The sequence below is a fragment of the Nocardiopsis sp. LDBS0036 genome, assembly GCF_041228755.1.
In the GTDB taxonomy this organism is placed as follows: domain Bacteria; phylum Actinomycetota; class Actinomycetes; order Streptosporangiales; family Streptosporangiaceae; genus Nocardiopsis; species Nocardiopsis dassonvillei.
Genome location: NZ_CP141103.1, coordinates 4,855,154 through 4,868,637 on the forward strand (window position 1 = coordinate 4,855,154; position 13,484 = coordinate 4,868,637).

Below are 13,484 nucleotides of genomic sequence, written 5' to 3' on the forward strand. Positions count from 1 at the left end.
GGACGTGTTCGCTTCGGGGCTCCGCGTCCTCCGTGTTCAGGCGGGCGGGGGAGCGGTGGACCCCCGCACGACCAGGCGGGTGTCCAGGGTGACGGTGCCGGGGGAGTCCCCGCTGCTGACGCGGTGCAGCAGCAGGTCGATGGCGGAGCGTCCGGCCGCGGCGGTGGGCATGTCGATGCTGGTCAGGTCGCAGTGCCGGGCGGTGTGGGTGTTGTCGACGCCGACGACGCTGAGGTCGCCGGGCACGGACGCGCCCAGGTCCCGCAGCTCCTGGACCAGACCGAGGGCGACCAGGTCGTTGTAGGCCAGGACGGCGGTGGCGCCGAGGTCCAGCACCTCCCGGGCGGCGGCCGCGCCGCCCTCCTCGGTGGGCTGGTTGGGTCCCACGCCGTGCAGGACCAGGCCGCGGCGCAGGGCGGCCTCCTCCGCCGCGCGCTCCAGGCGCTGGTTGGTCCACGACGCGCGCGGTCCGGTGAGCAGGGCGATCTCGCGGTGGCCGAGGGTGGCGAGGTGGTCCACGGCCTGCCCGGCGCCCGAGGCCACGTCCATGAGGACGGCTGGCAGCCCGGCGGGCTGGCGGTTGACCACGACGAAGGGCACGTCGGCGCTCAGCTCCGCGATCAGGCGGTTGCTCAGGCGCGGCGCGACCAGGAGCGCGCCGTCCACCTGGGTGGCCATGGAGCGGATCAGCTCCTCCTCCACGCGGGCCTGCTCGTCGGTGTCGGCGACGAACACGTGGTGGTCGCTGCGGCGGGCGTGGGCCTGCGCGGCCTTGATCAGGGGCGGGAAGAACGGGTTGGCGATGTCGGCGACGATCAGCCCCAGGTTGCCGGTGCGGCGGGTGGACAGGGCCCGCGCGGCGCGGTTGGGCCGGTAGCCCAGGGCGCTGGCGGCGGCGAGCACGCGGGTCCGGGTGTCGGCGTTGACCAGGTGCGCGGCGGAGAAGGTCCGGGAGACGGTGGAGACGTGCACCCCGCTCGCCAGGGCGACGTCCTTGATGGTCACGGCCACCCGTGGCCTCCTTCGGTGGGGAACGGCTCCGAGGTTACTGGCAAGCGGTTGTGGTTGACCAGTGCGTACTTTGAGGTTCGGTGCCTGGTTTTCCGGGGTTTTCCCGGGTGGGAGGGGTTGACGCCGGTCCGACTCCTGGGAGATGTTCATGCAACCGTTTGCAGTCCCCCCTGAGGAGAAGAAACATGCGCAGGCTCGCACTCCCTCTGAGCGCGGTGTTGGTGATGACCGCTGTCGCGCCCGTCCAGGCGGCGCCCGACGTGGGCAGGCAGGTCCTGCCCGAGGGCGACGGCTGGGCCTCGGCCGGAGGCGGGACGACGGGAGGCGCGGACGCCTCCCCGGAGAACGTCTTCCGCGTCTCCACGGCGCAGGAGTTCCGCGAGGCGGTGAGCGGGGACGAGCCCAAGATCGTCTACGTCGAGGGTCTCATCGACGCGAACACGGCGCCGGACGGCACGCCCCTGTCGTGCGGGGACTACGCCGTGGACGGCTACACGTTGGAGGGCTACCTGGCCGCCTACGACCCCGGGGTGTGGGGCTGGCAGGACCCCAGCGGCCCGCTGGAGGAGGCCCGCGAGGCCTCTGCCGACGCCCAGGCGGAGCGGATCCGGGTGGAGGTCGGCTCCAACACGACCGTGGTCGGGGCCGGGGACGGCGCCGAGATCACCGGGATGAGCATCCGGGTGGTCGGCGCGCGCAACGTCATCCTGCGCAACCTCACCCTGTCCGACACGCACGACTGCTTCCCCGGCTGGGACCCCGGCGACGGCGGCGAGGGCAACTGGAACTCCGAGTACGACCACCTGGAGGTCTCCGGCTCCACGAACGTGTGGATCGACCACAACACGTTCGACGACGGCGACAACCCGGGCTCGGAGCTGCCGGAGTACTTCGGACGCCGCTACGAGGTGCACGACGGCCTGCTGGACATCGTGCGCGCCAGCGACCTGGTGACGGTGTCGTACAACCACTTCGACGGCCGGGACAAGGCGATCCTGGTGGGCAACAGCGACGGCCGCACCACCGACCGCGGGTACCTGCGCACCACCTGGCACCACAACCACTTCGACAGCCTGGGCCAGCGCGCGCCCCGCGTGCGCTACGGGCAGGTGCACGTCTACAACAACCACTACACGGTGGCCACGGACCTGTACCAGTACAGCCTGGGGGCGGGCTTCGAGTCGCACCTGTACGCGGAGAACAACCTGTTCGACCTGCACGACGGCATCACGGCCGGGGAGATCGTCGGCAACTGGGGCGGCACCGACATCGTGGAGCACGGGAACGCGGTGATGGAGGACGGCCGCGGGCGCGTCACGGAGGTGGACCTGGTGCGGGCGCACAACGAGGCCTACCCCGACCAGGCGCTGGGCACCGACCTGACCTGGGTGCCGCAGTTCTCCACGCGGGTGGAGCCGGTGCACGCGGTCCGCGGCGTGCCGCGCGAGGCGGGCGCCGGGGTGCTCTGAGTTCGTCGCCCCCGGAGTGGTCGCGTACCCCGGGAGCCGGGCCCGCCCGGCCCCGTCCGGGCGGGCCCTCGCGGTTACAGGGGCTGGTCGTCGACCTCGATGTCCCACTGGACGTCGTCGCCGTCGACCGAGGTGGTCGTGATGGTCACGCCGTAGTTCATGCCCCCGTCCACGAGGTTGCAGCGGATCTCGGCGCCCACCTCCGCGGGGAGGCCCTGGGGGCAGGAGAAGTCCTCGGGGGCCCGGCCGACCACCGCCTCCAACTGCGCTGCCGACTGCTGGGCGACCTGCTCGGCGGGGACGACCCCGTCGCTCGCGGCGGTACCTCCGTCCCCACCGGCGCCCCCGCCGGTGTCCTCGCCCGCGCCGTCCCCGGCGGCGTCCTCGGCGACCTGGGCGTCGTCGACCTCGACGTCCCACTGGACGTCGTCGCCGTCGACGGAGGTGGTCGTGACGGTCACTCCGAGGGTCTGGCCGTCGGCGGTGAGCTCACAGCGGATCTCGGCGCCCACCTCCGCGGGGAGGTCCTCGGGGCAGGTGAAGCCGTCGGGGGTCTGGCCCACCTCCTCGGCCAGCATCTCGCTCGACCGCTCGGCGACCTGTTCGGCGCCGACTGCGTCGGGGCCGCCGATGCTGAACTCGAACGAACAGCCGGTGGACAGAAGCAGGGAGACCGCGCCCAGTGCCGTTCCGGTGATGACTCGACGGCGTCCGGTCTGCCGCATGGCGGCCTCCTCAGTGTTCGGGGATGTGCACGGGTATGGACGCCGAACGCGAGGAGCGGGTTCCGGAGCGGATGGCTCCGATGCGGGGATGTGACATCGGTGTCTGGTGTGGTCGGCCGGTGCCGCGCCGGGGAGCCGCCCGGATGTGCTTGCCCCGGGGTGGGGGAACGGGAAGGGTGGAACACAGCGGTGGGGGCCGCGTCCTGTCGGGCGGCCCCCACCGTCGTCGTGTACCGGTCCGGGTCGGTCGTGTCCGGGTCAGTCCTCCGGATCGATCCGCCGGTTGAGTCGTCGCAGGAACTCGGGGTCGTCGTCCGGTCCGAGCGGGTGCGGGCTGCCCGAGGGCTTGGTGAAGTCGGACGGGTCGAGGTCGTCGGCCGAGGCCGTGGCCTGTGTCGGGGAGGGCGCGCTCCCGCGGGCTGAGGCCGCCTGGCGCGGGCGGCCGAGGAGGAGCCACAGGATGGCGCCGACGGGCACGAACAGCACGATGACGAACACCCACAGCACCTTCGGCAGAGTGCGCACCTCAGAGGAAGGGGTGGTGAGCGCGTCGAAGAACGCGTACACCCACAGAACGATCGATACGAGCGTGATCAGGCCACCAAGCCACACCATGGTTCCAGCCTAACTCTTGCAGTCGACTCCTCACGGTCGGGACACCGGGCCGGAGGGCAGGGGGAGTCCGCGGAGCGGTTGACCGGCCGACGGGGCGGTCGGAGGGCCCTGTGGCTCCTGGAGCTCTGGCTCCCGCCGGATGGGTTGTCTTGGGGCACTCGGCCTCAGGGCGTGCTCTCGCTCGGCTCCCCGAGCAGGAGGGCGCGCACCTCCGACTCGCGGAAGCGGCGGTGCCCTCCCGGGGTCCGGATGCTGCTGATCCGCCCGGAGGCGGCCCAGCGCGTGACGGTCTTGGGATCAACCCGGAAGAGTGAGGCCACTTCCCCGGGGGTCAACAGGCGTTCGCTTGCTCGTTCCACCTTCACATTCCCCCAATCGTGCCCGCCTCGGACTGTGGGGGCGGCGGGCGTTTGATCCCCTAGTGTGCACGAGTTAGACCGTTTCCTCCCTAGTTTTCGGAGAAATTGCGGTGTTGGGGGGAGGAGTACCGGATATGTGACCGGAACGTGATGTTCGGACCCTGCTGTCGGGATTGGAAACATCCCATGACTATGCGAATCGTGTTCGCCTATGTCCCGTTCCCCTGTGCCGCAAGCGACACACCGACCCGATGCCCGTCGCGGCGGGCACGCCCTTAACCTGGAGATAAGGACCTGTGGGAGGCCGTCGGCCCGACCCGTGTGGGGTGCGGGAACGTCCGGACACAGGTGTTGACCGGGCGTTCCGCGCCGCCGATGGGCGTAGCGACCAATCTAGTCCAGGTAATCGTCTGTTGTGAGGCTTTTGGATGCGTAGCTTGCTGACCTATACCGCCGCCCGCCTGGGGCTGTTCGCGGCGGCCTTCGGAGTGGTCTACCTTTTCGGCGCCCGTGCGTGGATCGCCCTCATCCTGGCCTGGCTGGTCAGCGGACTGGCCTCCTACGTCCTGTTGTCCGGGATGCGCGACAAGGTCTCCGCGAGCGCGGTGGAGCGGATGGAGCGCCGCAAGGCGAACAGCCTGTCCGCGCGCCTGGCGGACGCCTCCGCCCGCGAGGACGACTTCCAGGAGGCACCGGATCAGGAGGCGGCCCCTGCCGGGGCCGACGCCCGTGCCGAGGAGGCCGGGGCCGAGGCGAAGCCGGGCGAGGACGCGCCGACCGCCGCCAGGGAGTCCTGACCGGAGCGGTGGCCGGGGAGCGTTCGGCTCCCGCCGGGGGCGCTCCCGCCGCCAGCGCCACCGTCGGCGGCCACAGCGGCCCCGGGAGCGGGAACACCGATCCGGACACCCGTTCGCGGTGGCCCTACCCTGTGCCCGTGCCCGCGTCCGCCCCGCCCGCTGACCGGCGCGCCTCCGTCCCGTGCCTGTCGATGCCCTCGGCCGCGCGGCCCACGAGCGGCGGCAGGACCGCGGCCAGGTAGAGGGCCGCGCACGCCAGTAGCACCGGCGCCGCTCCGAGCAGTCCGGCCGCCGCGCCCGCGACGGGCGCGCCCAACGGCGCCGCCATCCGGGTCAGCGCGCCGATCGTCGCCGTGCCCCGCCCCACGGCTCGGCGGGGCAGGCGCTCGAACAGCACCGCGCCCAGGATCGGGTTGAGTACCCCGCCCGCGAGCCCGCACAGGCCCCACACCGCCAGGACCGCCCACAGCGGCACGTCCAGCGCCAGCACGACCAGCCGGGGCGGCCCGGCCAGCACCAGCCCCGCGAAGAACACCGCCCTCCGGGGCAGCAGGTGCCCGACCGCCGTGGCCGCGAGCGAGCCCACCACCGAGGCCGCGCCCATCACGCCGCCCAGGAGGCCGACCACCGCGGGACCCATGCCGTTGTCGTCCGCCCACACCGGCAGCAGTACCGAGGCCACGGACATGTCGATCATGTTGGTGACCGCGAGCACGACCACCAAAACGCGCAGGGTGGCGTCGCCCCAGACCGCCCGCCAGCCGGTGCGCAGCCTGGTCGGGTAGCCCGCGTCCGCCTCGGGGTCCCCGCCCGGGCGGGGGCGCTCCCCGGGCTGGGTGGCGGCCAGTACCACCGCCGCCGCGGCGAGCAGCGCGGCGTTCGTGTACAGGGCGGGGAGCGCGCCGAGCAGGGACACCAGTCCGCCCGCGGCCACCGGTCCGACGGTCGTGGACAGCCGGTCCACGGTTCCGGTGAGTCCGGTGACCCGTTCGAGGCGCGTCCCCGTGCGTTCGGCGACGGCCGGGGCCATGGAGACCTTGGCGGCCTCGGCGGGGCCGGTGGCCAGGCCGATCACGGTCACCAGCGCCAGGAGCACGGGGAAGGACAGCAGCCCGGCCGTGTGCAGCAGCGGGACGCAGGCCACCGCCGCCGCGGCGACGAGGTCGGCGCGCACGCTCACGGCACGCTGACCCATCCGGTCCAGCAGCGGGCCGCCCAGCAGTCGGGCCAGGGTGTAGGAGCCGATCTCGAAGAAGGCCACCGCCCCCATGGACGCCGGGCTGCCGGTGGCCTCCAGGACGAACCAGGGGATGGCGATCATCGCCAGCCGCGTGGCGGTGTAGCACAGGGCCTGGGCGGCGACCAGCCCGCCGACGCTCCTCACGTGCCCGTCCCCGTCGCCCCGTCGTCCCCCTCCACGTCCGGGCCCCTGTCCTCGGGGTCGGGGAAGGCGGCGAACTGGACGTGCACCGGTCGACTGCCGGGGGCGCCGGTCTCGCGCGTGTAGCGGTCGAAGAGCGCGCGGACCTCCTCCCGGAAGGCGGAGAGTTCCTCCAGGGTCAGCTCCGTGCGCCGCCCGGACATGACCTGGGCCTCGCGCCAGCCCTCGGGCTGGGCCGCCCACAGGTTGACGGCCGAGGCCAGTTCCTCGCTCCAGCTGGCGGCCAGGGCCATGCGCACGGCGGCGCTCAGCTCGGGCTCGTCGGTGTCCAGGTGCTCGGGGAAGCGGAATCCCTTGTGCCTGGAGCGCCACCAGCGCTCCCGCGAGGTGCCCAGGGAGGGGTCCTCCTCGATGAACCCGTGCGCCTCCAGCTGCCGCAGGTGGTAGCTGGCCGAGGCGGAGGAGACGTCCAGCCACTCCGAGACGGTCTTGCCGGTGGCGGGCCCCCGCTGCTGGAGGAGGTTGAGGACGCGGATGCGCAGGGGGTGGGCCAGCCCGCGGAGGGAGCGGGCGTCGAGGGTCGCCGCATGGGCGAAGGGGTCGGGGGCGCGGCCCGGGCACTGGGAGGGGGTCTCGCTGTCGCGGGGGGCGGAGTCGTTCATGCGGTCACTGTAGAGGCCCAAGGTTTCTTGGCCAAGGGTTGTTGGCCAAGAAATCTTGGGCTGGTTACGGCGACCCGGAACCCAGGGGCTCGCGGCCCATATATCTAGTTTCCTGGGCGCTTGAGTAGCAATCGGCCTAGCTTTAGAATCATGGTCAACAAGCGGATGAAGGCGCGGGTCCTGCTCGCCCTGGTGCGCCGAATGGCGCGCAAGAACGGCCTGCGCCTGGAAGAACTCAAAGGACGGGGCAAGGGACCACACCAGACCTATGTCCTCTTGGACGAGGGCGGAGCACAGGTCGGTCGTTTCATGGTCACGCAACATTCCAAGGGGCTGTCCCGGGGCCTTCTGCGGGACGTGGAGAACGGCTTGCAGCACCTGTTCGGTGAGAAATGGATGGAGAAGTGATGCCTGACTACACGGCTACCGTCATCCGCGATGAGGACCTCTGGGTCGTACGTGTCTCGGGGCTGCCCGAACACGTCGTCGGAACGGTCGACTACGTGCACTTCTCCGAGATCAAGGACGAGGTTCCCGAGGCCATCGCCGACCTCACGGACACCGACCCGGAGGACTTCACGATCACCTGGCGTTACGAGTTCGGCGGCGAGGACGTGACCGAGGACGTGATCCAGTACCTCGTGGCGGAGGAGGAGTTCCGGCGGTCCCAGATCGAGCGCGACCGCGCCCGCGCCCGGGTGCTGGAGACCATGCGGAGGGAGGGCGTCACCCAGCGGGCCATGGCCGACGTCGTGGACCTCTCCCACCAGCGCGTCCACCAGCTGCTCAAGGGGGTGGACACGCCGGTGCCCGGGGGACGCCGGGGGCGCCGCAGGGACGCCCCCGTGTCCTGAGGCCCCGGCTTCAGGAGAGCGGGAACATCCCCAGCCGGGCGTGGTACTCGTCGGCGAGGCGCTCGGTGTCGCTGCCCACGTACAGCCCGTCGGAGGTGGCCAGCATCGCCTCCACGCCGTGGCCGCGCGCCCGGCCGGGGTTCCACGGCAGGGCCTTGCCGGTCTCGGGGTCCACGGCCGCGATGCCCTCGCGCGCCACCGAGCCGGGCCCCGGGTTGAGCGCGCCCTCGGGGTTGTCCATCCAGCGCTGGTGTCCGCCCACGTACACCGCCGCCGACGTGATCTCCACCGAGTACAGCGAGTCGCCGCCGGTCTTGTTGCTCCAGGTGGGCTCCGAGCCCGGGGAGTCGGTGTTCTCGAAGCGCGCGACGGACTTGCACAGGCCCGGCCTGACGTACGGGCCGCCCGCCGTCACCACCGCGAAGTAGGAGCCGTCCGGGGAGAAGGCCATCCGCCGCATGTAGGTGTGCAGCTCCTCGTAGTCGCAGGGCTCCTCGTAGGCGGACGTGGACCACGGTGTGACCGAGCCGCTCGCGGTGTCCATCATGGCGATCTGGTGCCGCTCGTGACCGTCGATCCTGGTGAAGGAGCCGTTGACGGCCAGCCGCCGCCCGTCCGGGCTCAGCGCCAGCTCCTGGACCTTCAGCACGCCCTGGCGCGCGTCGGACACGTCGGGTGTGAAGCCGGTGTCCACCTCGCCGGACCCGGAGTCGAGACGGACCAGCGTGGGCTGCTCCACGCCGTTCACCCCCGAGAAGCTGCCGCCCACGTACAGGTGCTCGCCGTCGCTGGCGATGCGCTGGACGCGGCCACCGTCGACGACGGCGCCGAACTCCGGCACCGGGTCGCCGTCGTCCACCGACAGCCGGGCCAGCCCGTCGGCGGGCTCGCCGTCCACCGAGCCGAAGTCCCCGCCCGCGATCACCGTCCCGTCGGGTCCGGGGGCCAGCGTGGTGACGGTGCCGTCCACCTCCGGTTCGAACCCGTGGAGGATCCGACCGGTGCCGTGCTCGAACGCGAACAGGTGGGGCAGGTCGTGGGCGCGGCCCCCCTCGGTCTGGCCGACCCGCGTGAAGCTTCCGGCGACGAGGATGGTGTCGCCGACGCGCAGGATGTCCTTGACCGCGCCGTCCAGGACGTGCGGCGTCCACTGCACGGGCTGTTCGCTGACCACGCGCGCGTGGTCGGCCTCTGCGGCGGGGGAGGCGGGCGCCGCGGCCGCGGCCCCGGCGGGGAGTAGGAGCAGCGTGCCCATCGTCAGGGCGAGCAGCGGGCGGCTGGGTTTCACGGAAGGACTCTCCCTCGGTCGTGCGGGTCCATGCGTGCGGGCCGACCGGAGGAGCCGGTCGGAGGGTGTCCGCACCCTCTCAGAGGGTCGCACAAAAACTACGGAGAGTGACACATGCCGAGCGCGGTTCCGGATCGGCGTAACCGGTGGGACCGGCGGGGCCCGAGGGAGGGGGCGCGGCCGTGCCCGGGGCGGAGCTTGCCCGGGGAGGGGCCGCGCGGCGAGGGGCCCGGCCGTGGTGCTCGCACAGCCGGGCCCCTCGGTCCCCGGGGACTCAGCGGGCGCGGGCGCCCGAGGTGTCCAGGCCCCCGTTGTCCAGCCGCCGCTCGACCGCCTCACGGTAGTCGTCGGTGACCGCCTCCAGCAGGGTGCTCTTCTCCCGGTCCGTCCGCCCCGCCATCGAGCGCTCCGAGCGGTCCATCCTGCGGTTGGCCCGGACGATCTCGTTGGTCGCGGGGAGCCGCACGTCCTCGTAGCGCCGCAGCGCCGCCTCCACGTCGCCACCGGTCCCCAACTCGGCGGCGAGGGCCGCCGCGTCGAGGACGGCCTGGGACGCGCCGTTGGCCCCGATGGGGTACATCAGGTGGGCCGCGTCCCCGAGCAGGGTCGTGCGGCCCTCGCCCCAGTGCTCCAGGGGGTCCCGGTCCACCATGGGGTACTGGAGGATCCGCTCGCTGCGGGCGAGCACGCCGGGGACGTCGAGCCAGCCGAAGTCCCAGTGCGCGTAGTGCGGGGCGAGTTCCTCGATGCGCCCGTTGTCGTCCCAGTCCGCGTCGACGGACAGACCGGGGGAGGGCACCAGGCACACCCAGTTGAGCAGTGCGCGGCCGCGCGCCGCGTGGCGGGCCGAGATCGGGTACGCGACGAGCCTGGCGGAGTGCTCGTCGTTGGCGACGATCATGGTGCGCCCGTCCAGGAAGCCGTCCAGCTCGGTCAGGCCCCGCCACATGTGGACGCCTCCGCCGGACAGGGCGGTGCGGTCGGGGTGGAGCTGCGCGCGGACGCGCGAGTGCAGCCCGTCCGCGCCGACCAGCGCCGCTCCCGTGACCTCCGCGGCTCCGCCGGACTGGTCGCGGGCCAGGGCGCGCACGCCCGTCGCGGTCTGCTCGAAGGAGTCAAGGCGCAGGCCGGTGCGGACCGCGCCGGGGCCCAGACGCTCGCGGACGGCCTCCAGCAGGAGCAGTTGGAGTTCACCGCGGTGGATCGAGTACTGCGGGTACTCGTTGCCCGCCGCCACGCCGCGGGGTTCGTTCCAGAGGGTGGTGCCCCTGTGGTCGAGGTAGAGGTGTTCCCGGGTGGGGATGCCCGTCGCGGCGAGCGCGTCGCCGAGGCCGAGGGCGGTCAGCTCGGCGATCGCCGCGGGCTGGACGTTGATGCCGACCCCGAGCGGACGGATCTCCTCGGCGGTTTCCAGAACGGTGGCGCTGATTCCGTGGGAGTGCAGGGCGAGGGCTGTGGCCAGCCCTCCGATCCCAGCGCCGACGATCACGATGTCGGCACCATCGGCTGAGGTCATGGCGGCCCTCCGTGCTTCCTGCGATCTGGTGGTCGCGTTGTCTGCGGGCACACGCGCGCCCGTCGGGTGGTGCGGTCGATGGGCCCGGGGTCCCGGTGCATCAGAGGTGCTATCACGGCGGGGGCCGATCACCCAAGGGAGTCAGCCGGGAGGCCGCACACGAGACGGGCGGAGGCCCGGGCGGACGGTGCGCCGACTTCCCGGTCGCGCACGTCCGGCCCCGGACCCCCGCCCGCTCGCGCAAGGGAGGATGGGGAGGAAGGACCTGTGATCCTTTGTCAGGCGTGGTGGGTCGAGACCACCGAGTACACGCCGGGCGCCGGGGTGGCCAGCGCGGCGGCCTTCTTGCCGTAGGCCTGGGCCTCGGGGTCGGCCATGGTCGCCTGGATGTCCGCCGGGCTGTTCCACTGGGCCAGGTTGATGACCTTGGTCCCGTCCAGGCTGGCCAGGATGTTCACCGACACGAACCCGGGGCGGTTCTTCATGACCTTCTCGGTGCCCTCGTTGAGGACGTCGACGAGCTGCTGCTGCTTCTCCTTCTCCACCTCGAAGACGTTGACGAGGACGGCGAGGCCGTCGTTTGCGCGAATAACGGTTTCACTCATGAAACGGAGGCTAGCAGAACCGGTATCTCGAAACAAAGGTCGTTCGCGGGTTTTTTGGAGAAAGGGGTAACCAATTTTTGATACGCCAAATAAACAGGCGTCCCGGTCGTGTCGGCAGCGCTCTTCAATGCGCGCTGCCCGGGTGTGTGCCTGTTCTTCGGGTGTGGTTCGCCTTCCGTTTCACGGCGCGGGGGCGGCTGGCCCGGTCGCTTTCTCCGCCACCCGGGGAGAAGTCCGTATGAGTGTCTGCCGGTCATTCACCCCGGGCGGGGCGCGGTTCCGTGGTCCAGCGGCCCCGTTCCGCGGCTCCGCTCCGTGGCCTGGTGCGGTGGTCTAACCTTTCCGACCGACGTCCTCTCCGCTTCCGGTCCCCCCTCCGCATGGTCTCCGGTGACGCTCCTCCCCGGGGCTCCTACTCCTCTCGGACGGCGCTTCCGCCTGCGAATTTCCTGGTGGTGGCGGCTGGGGCGCCGCCGGGGAGCGGGCGTCGGCCTCCGCGGGCCGACCCCGGTCCACCCGCCCGGACGCGGCGTCGACCCCGGCCCGTGCGGGCATTCCGACAGGCGGGTCGAAAGGATTCGACGCGCCGGAAGGGTCCTTTCGGTGAAATGGCGGGCAACGGCCGCAAGGGATCACCCGGGCGTGCGCGGAGTTCTGTTCCCGCGCTCCTCGGTGAGTCCCGGCCGTGCAACTGCGGATAATGCTCGGTTGTCCTTGTGTCTGTCGCTTCCCGCTTCGTTCCCGTCCTTTCCGGCGAGGTGGGGGTTCAGGGATTCCGTTTACCTGGACGGATGATTCCCGAACCCCTGTCAGCGGGTGCTCCTCAAGGTCACCTTCCGCCTTCGATGAGGCCGTAGACGTTGCCGTCCCAACCGGAGATCTGGGCCCACCGGTTCCCCTTTCTCCACGCGGTGTCCTGAGGCTCCGTCAGAATTTCGACCCCCTGTCCGCGCAGGTTCTCGCACACGGCGTCGAGGTCGTCGCAGTTGAACCACCCCTGGGCCATGCGGCCGACCCGCGACCGCACCTCCTCCAGAAGCCCGGAGTCGACCTGGGCGAGCGCCACGCTGGTCTGCGACCCCGGAAGGTGCACCTCCACCCAGCGCTGGCCGCCCTGGTGGACGGTGTCGACCTCCAGCCGGAAACCGAGCGCCTCCGTCAGGAAGTCCAGGGTCCTCTGCTGGTCGCTGGTGTAGAGCACGGAGAGCCGGGGGTGGGTGAGCATGGGCTTCCTCTCGGGGCCGACGGGGCGGCTGCGTCCGCAGCCGGAGGAACCGTAGTGCAGGCGGACGGAGGACTCACGCGACGGCCGCACACCGCCGCGCGCCCCTCCACCGGCCCCGCACCGGCTCCCGCTCCTCCCCACCCCCGCTGGGGAGGCCGGCCGACGGCCCGGGGCGCGTCCGCGCCCGGCTCCGTGCGGACCCCGCCCCTCCAACCGCGCCCCCGCGACGGTCATGAACCCACTCCTCTCCTCACCCGGTCCGCTGACGCCCTTCACCTCCATGACGGACGGCGGGAGGAGAAGGTGACCGGACGGCGGGAGGGGGAAGGCGTACGGGCGCCCGGCCGCGCGGGGGCCGCCGTCCGGCGGCCCCCGAAAGGGGACGGGGTTCGGAGAAGTACGCCATTTCCGGGAAGTCGCGCCGCGTCACGAACGGTCACGCGGAGCGTTCGTTCGGAGAAAAGGCAAGGAGCGGATCGTGTTTCTCGGATTGTCCGCGCGGCCCGTGCCCGTGCACGCGTTCCTGCCCGTGCTTGACACCGTCGCCCCAGTTCACAAGGGCCCGGACGCATTCCTTCCCGCCGTCGCCGGGGCACGGGAAGGCAGCCGGTTCCCCCTGTCCCAGCCGCGGTCCGGATGCTTTCACCTGGGGGTTTCCGGGCCGTCCGCCACGGCCCCGTGTTTTCCCCGCTGTCCGCTTGCGGACAGCTTCGCGCTGGCGCTGCTGCGGGTCTCAACCTAGGCTGAATCCGGTTGTGATCCCCTCTGGAGAGTCCACCCTGCTCGCATGCCCTTCACGAAGGGAAATTTCACTGTGCCTGCCCAAACCATGCCATCCGCCCCTGGACTGGGGGAGGGTCAGAGAAATGACGGGGACCTGCTCCCCGAGGTGGCTGACATAATCAGGGATCTGCCCCAGGGAATTGTTCCCATCGCGGACCTCGCCCCTTCCCTTTCTCCGCGCGAGAAGATGGAGG

The 13,484-nt window shown here is 71.8% G+C and carries 14 protein-coding genes; 4 read left to right on the forward strand and 10 right to left on the reverse strand.

The genetic code is table 11. The features are described 5' to 3' along the window. Positions 1–36 precede the first annotated feature (36 nt). Positions 37–1,011: a LacI family DNA-binding transcriptional regulator gene (locus UIS43_RS20685; RefSeq protein ID WP_013156000.1), complete on the reverse strand. Its 975-nt coding sequence runs from the start codon at positions 1,009–1,011 to the stop codon at positions 37–39. 185 nt (positions 1,012–1,196) lie between these two features. Here UIS43_RS20685 and UIS43_RS20690 point away from each other — a divergent pair, with 185 nt between their 5' ends. Then, positions 1,197–2,480, forward strand: coding sequence for a polysaccharide lyase family 1 protein (locus tag UIS43_RS20690; protein WP_071621183.1), 1,284 nt, complete (start codon positions 1,197–1,199; stop codon positions 2,478–2,480). 74 nt (positions 2,481–2,554) lie between these two features. Here the strand turns inward: UIS43_RS20690 and UIS43_RS20695 are convergent, their stop codons facing one another. The 3 genes from UIS43_RS20695 to UIS43_RS20705 all read right to left on the reverse strand — a co-directional run bounded on the left by UIS43_RS20695 (position 2,555) and on the right by UIS43_RS20705 (position 4,185). After that, complete coding sequence (locus tag UIS43_RS20695; protein ID WP_083555176.1) at positions 2,555–3,205, reverse strand: DUF4333 domain-containing protein; 651 nt, start codon at positions 3,203–3,205, stop codon at positions 2,555–2,557. A 258-nt stretch (positions 3,206–3,463) separates the two neighbouring features. Continuing rightward, positions 3,464–3,820 (reverse strand): PLD nuclease N-terminal domain-containing protein, encoded by a 357-nt coding sequence (locus tag UIS43_RS20700; RefSeq protein WP_013156003.1) that lies wholly within the window; start codon positions 3,818–3,820, stop codon positions 3,464–3,466. 164 nt (positions 3,821–3,984) lie between these two features. Then, entirely contained in the window at positions 3,985–4,185 is a 201-nt protein-coding gene (locus tag UIS43_RS20705; protein ID WP_017535950.1) for a BldC family transcriptional regulator, read from the reverse strand. Positions 4,186–4,607: 422 nt separating this feature from the next. On the opposite strand from UIS43_RS20705, the gene UIS43_RS20710 reads away from it, so the two are divergent. Continuing rightward, positions 4,608–4,976: a DUF4229 domain-containing protein gene (locus UIS43_RS20710; RefSeq protein ID WP_013156005.1), complete on the forward strand. Its 369-nt coding sequence runs from the start codon at positions 4,608–4,610 to the stop codon at positions 4,974–4,976. Positions 4,977–5,100: 124 nt separating this feature from the next. On the opposite strand, the gene UIS43_RS20715 is transcribed toward UIS43_RS20710, so the two are convergent. Further along, positions 5,101–6,360, reverse strand: a complete 1,260-nt coding sequence (locus UIS43_RS20715) for an MFS transporter (RefSeq protein WP_370011361.1) — start codon at positions 6,358–6,360, stop codon at positions 5,101–5,103. Continuing rightward, positions 6,357–7,019: a helix-turn-helix domain-containing protein gene (locus UIS43_RS20720; protein WP_049800396.1), complete on the reverse strand. Its 663-nt coding sequence runs from the start codon at positions 7,017–7,019 to the stop codon at positions 6,357–6,359. The genes UIS43_RS20715 and UIS43_RS20720 overlap by 4 nt, the downstream gene beginning before the upstream one ends. A gap of 150 nt (positions 7,020–7,169) precedes the next feature. Here UIS43_RS20720 and UIS43_RS20725 point away from each other — a divergent pair, with 150 nt between their 5' ends. Both UIS43_RS20725 and UIS43_RS20730 read left to right on the forward strand, forming a co-directional pair. After that, positions 7,170–7,427 (forward strand): hypothetical protein, encoded by a 258-nt coding sequence (locus UIS43_RS20725; protein WP_117199083.1) that lies wholly within the window; start codon positions 7,170–7,172, stop codon positions 7,425–7,427. After that, complete coding sequence (locus UIS43_RS20730) at positions 7,427–7,873, forward strand: hypothetical protein (RefSeq protein WP_013156009.1); 447 nt, start codon at positions 7,427–7,429, stop codon at positions 7,871–7,873. Before UIS43_RS20725 ends, UIS43_RS20730 begins: the two co-directional genes overlap by 1 nt. A gap of 10 nt (positions 7,874–7,883) precedes the next feature. Here UIS43_RS20730 and UIS43_RS20735 read toward each other — a convergent pair whose 3' ends face one another. The 4 genes from UIS43_RS20735 to UIS43_RS20750 form a co-directional block, all read right to left on the reverse strand. After that, positions 7,884–9,161, reverse strand: a complete 1,278-nt coding sequence (locus UIS43_RS20735) for a hypothetical protein (RefSeq protein ID WP_370011365.1) — start codon at positions 9,159–9,161, stop codon at positions 7,884–7,886. A 274-nt stretch (positions 9,162–9,435) separates the two neighbouring features. Then, positions 9,436–10,677: a flavin-dependent oxidoreductase gene (locus UIS43_RS20740; RefSeq protein WP_013156011.1), complete on the reverse strand. Its 1,242-nt coding sequence runs from the start codon at positions 10,675–10,677 to the stop codon at positions 9,436–9,438. Between the two features lie 278 nt (positions 10,678–10,955). Continuing rightward, positions 10,956–11,282 (reverse strand): antibiotic biosynthesis monooxygenase, encoded by a 327-nt coding sequence (locus UIS43_RS20745; protein WP_013156012.1) that lies wholly within the window; start codon positions 11,280–11,282, stop codon positions 10,956–10,958. Positions 11,283–12,111: 829 nt separating this feature from the next. Beyond that, complete coding sequence (locus UIS43_RS20750; protein WP_041553390.1) at positions 12,112–12,507, reverse strand: VOC family protein; 396 nt, start codon at positions 12,505–12,507, stop codon at positions 12,112–12,114. Positions 12,508–13,484 lie beyond the last annotated feature (977 nt).

Bases quoted from the DNA above. Each gene is read 5' to 3' on its own strand.
- UIS43_RS20720 (WP_049800396.1), bottom strand. From the start codon at position 7,019: ATGAACGACTCCGCCCCCCGCGACAGCGAGACCCCCTCCCAGTGCCCG.
- UIS43_RS20740 (WP_013156011.1), bottom strand. From the start codon at position 10,677: ATGACCTCAGCCGATGGTGCCGACATCGTGATCGTCGGCGCTGGGATC.
- UIS43_RS20730 (WP_013156009.1), top strand. From the start codon at position 7,427: ATGCCTGACTACACGGCTACCGTCATCCGCGATGAGGACCTCTGGGTC.
- UIS43_RS20745 (WP_013156012.1), bottom strand. From the start codon at position 11,282: ATGAGTGAAACCGTTATTCGCGCAAACGACGGCCTCGCCGTCCTCGTC.
- UIS43_RS20700 (WP_013156003.1), bottom strand. From the start codon at position 3,820: ATGGTGTGGCTTGGTGGCCTGATCACGCTCGTATCGATCGTTCTGTGG.
- UIS43_RS20690 (WP_071621183.1), top strand. From the start codon at position 1,197: ATGCGCAGGCTCGCACTCCCTCTGAGCGCGGTGTTGGTGATGACCGCT.
- UIS43_RS20750 (WP_041553390.1), bottom strand. From the start codon at position 12,507: ATGCTCACCCACCCCCGGCTCTCCGTGCTCTACACCAGCGACCAGCAG.
- UIS43_RS20710 (WP_013156005.1), top strand. From the start codon at position 4,608: ATGCGTAGCTTGCTGACCTATACCGCCGCCCGCCTGGGGCTGTTCGCG.
- UIS43_RS20695 (WP_083555176.1), bottom strand. From the start codon at position 3,205: ATGCGGCAGACCGGACGCCGTCGAGTCATCACCGGAACGGCACTGGGC.
- UIS43_RS20725 (WP_117199083.1), top strand. From the start codon at position 7,170: ATGGTCAACAAGCGGATGAAGGCGCGGGTCCTGCTCGCCCTGGTGCGC.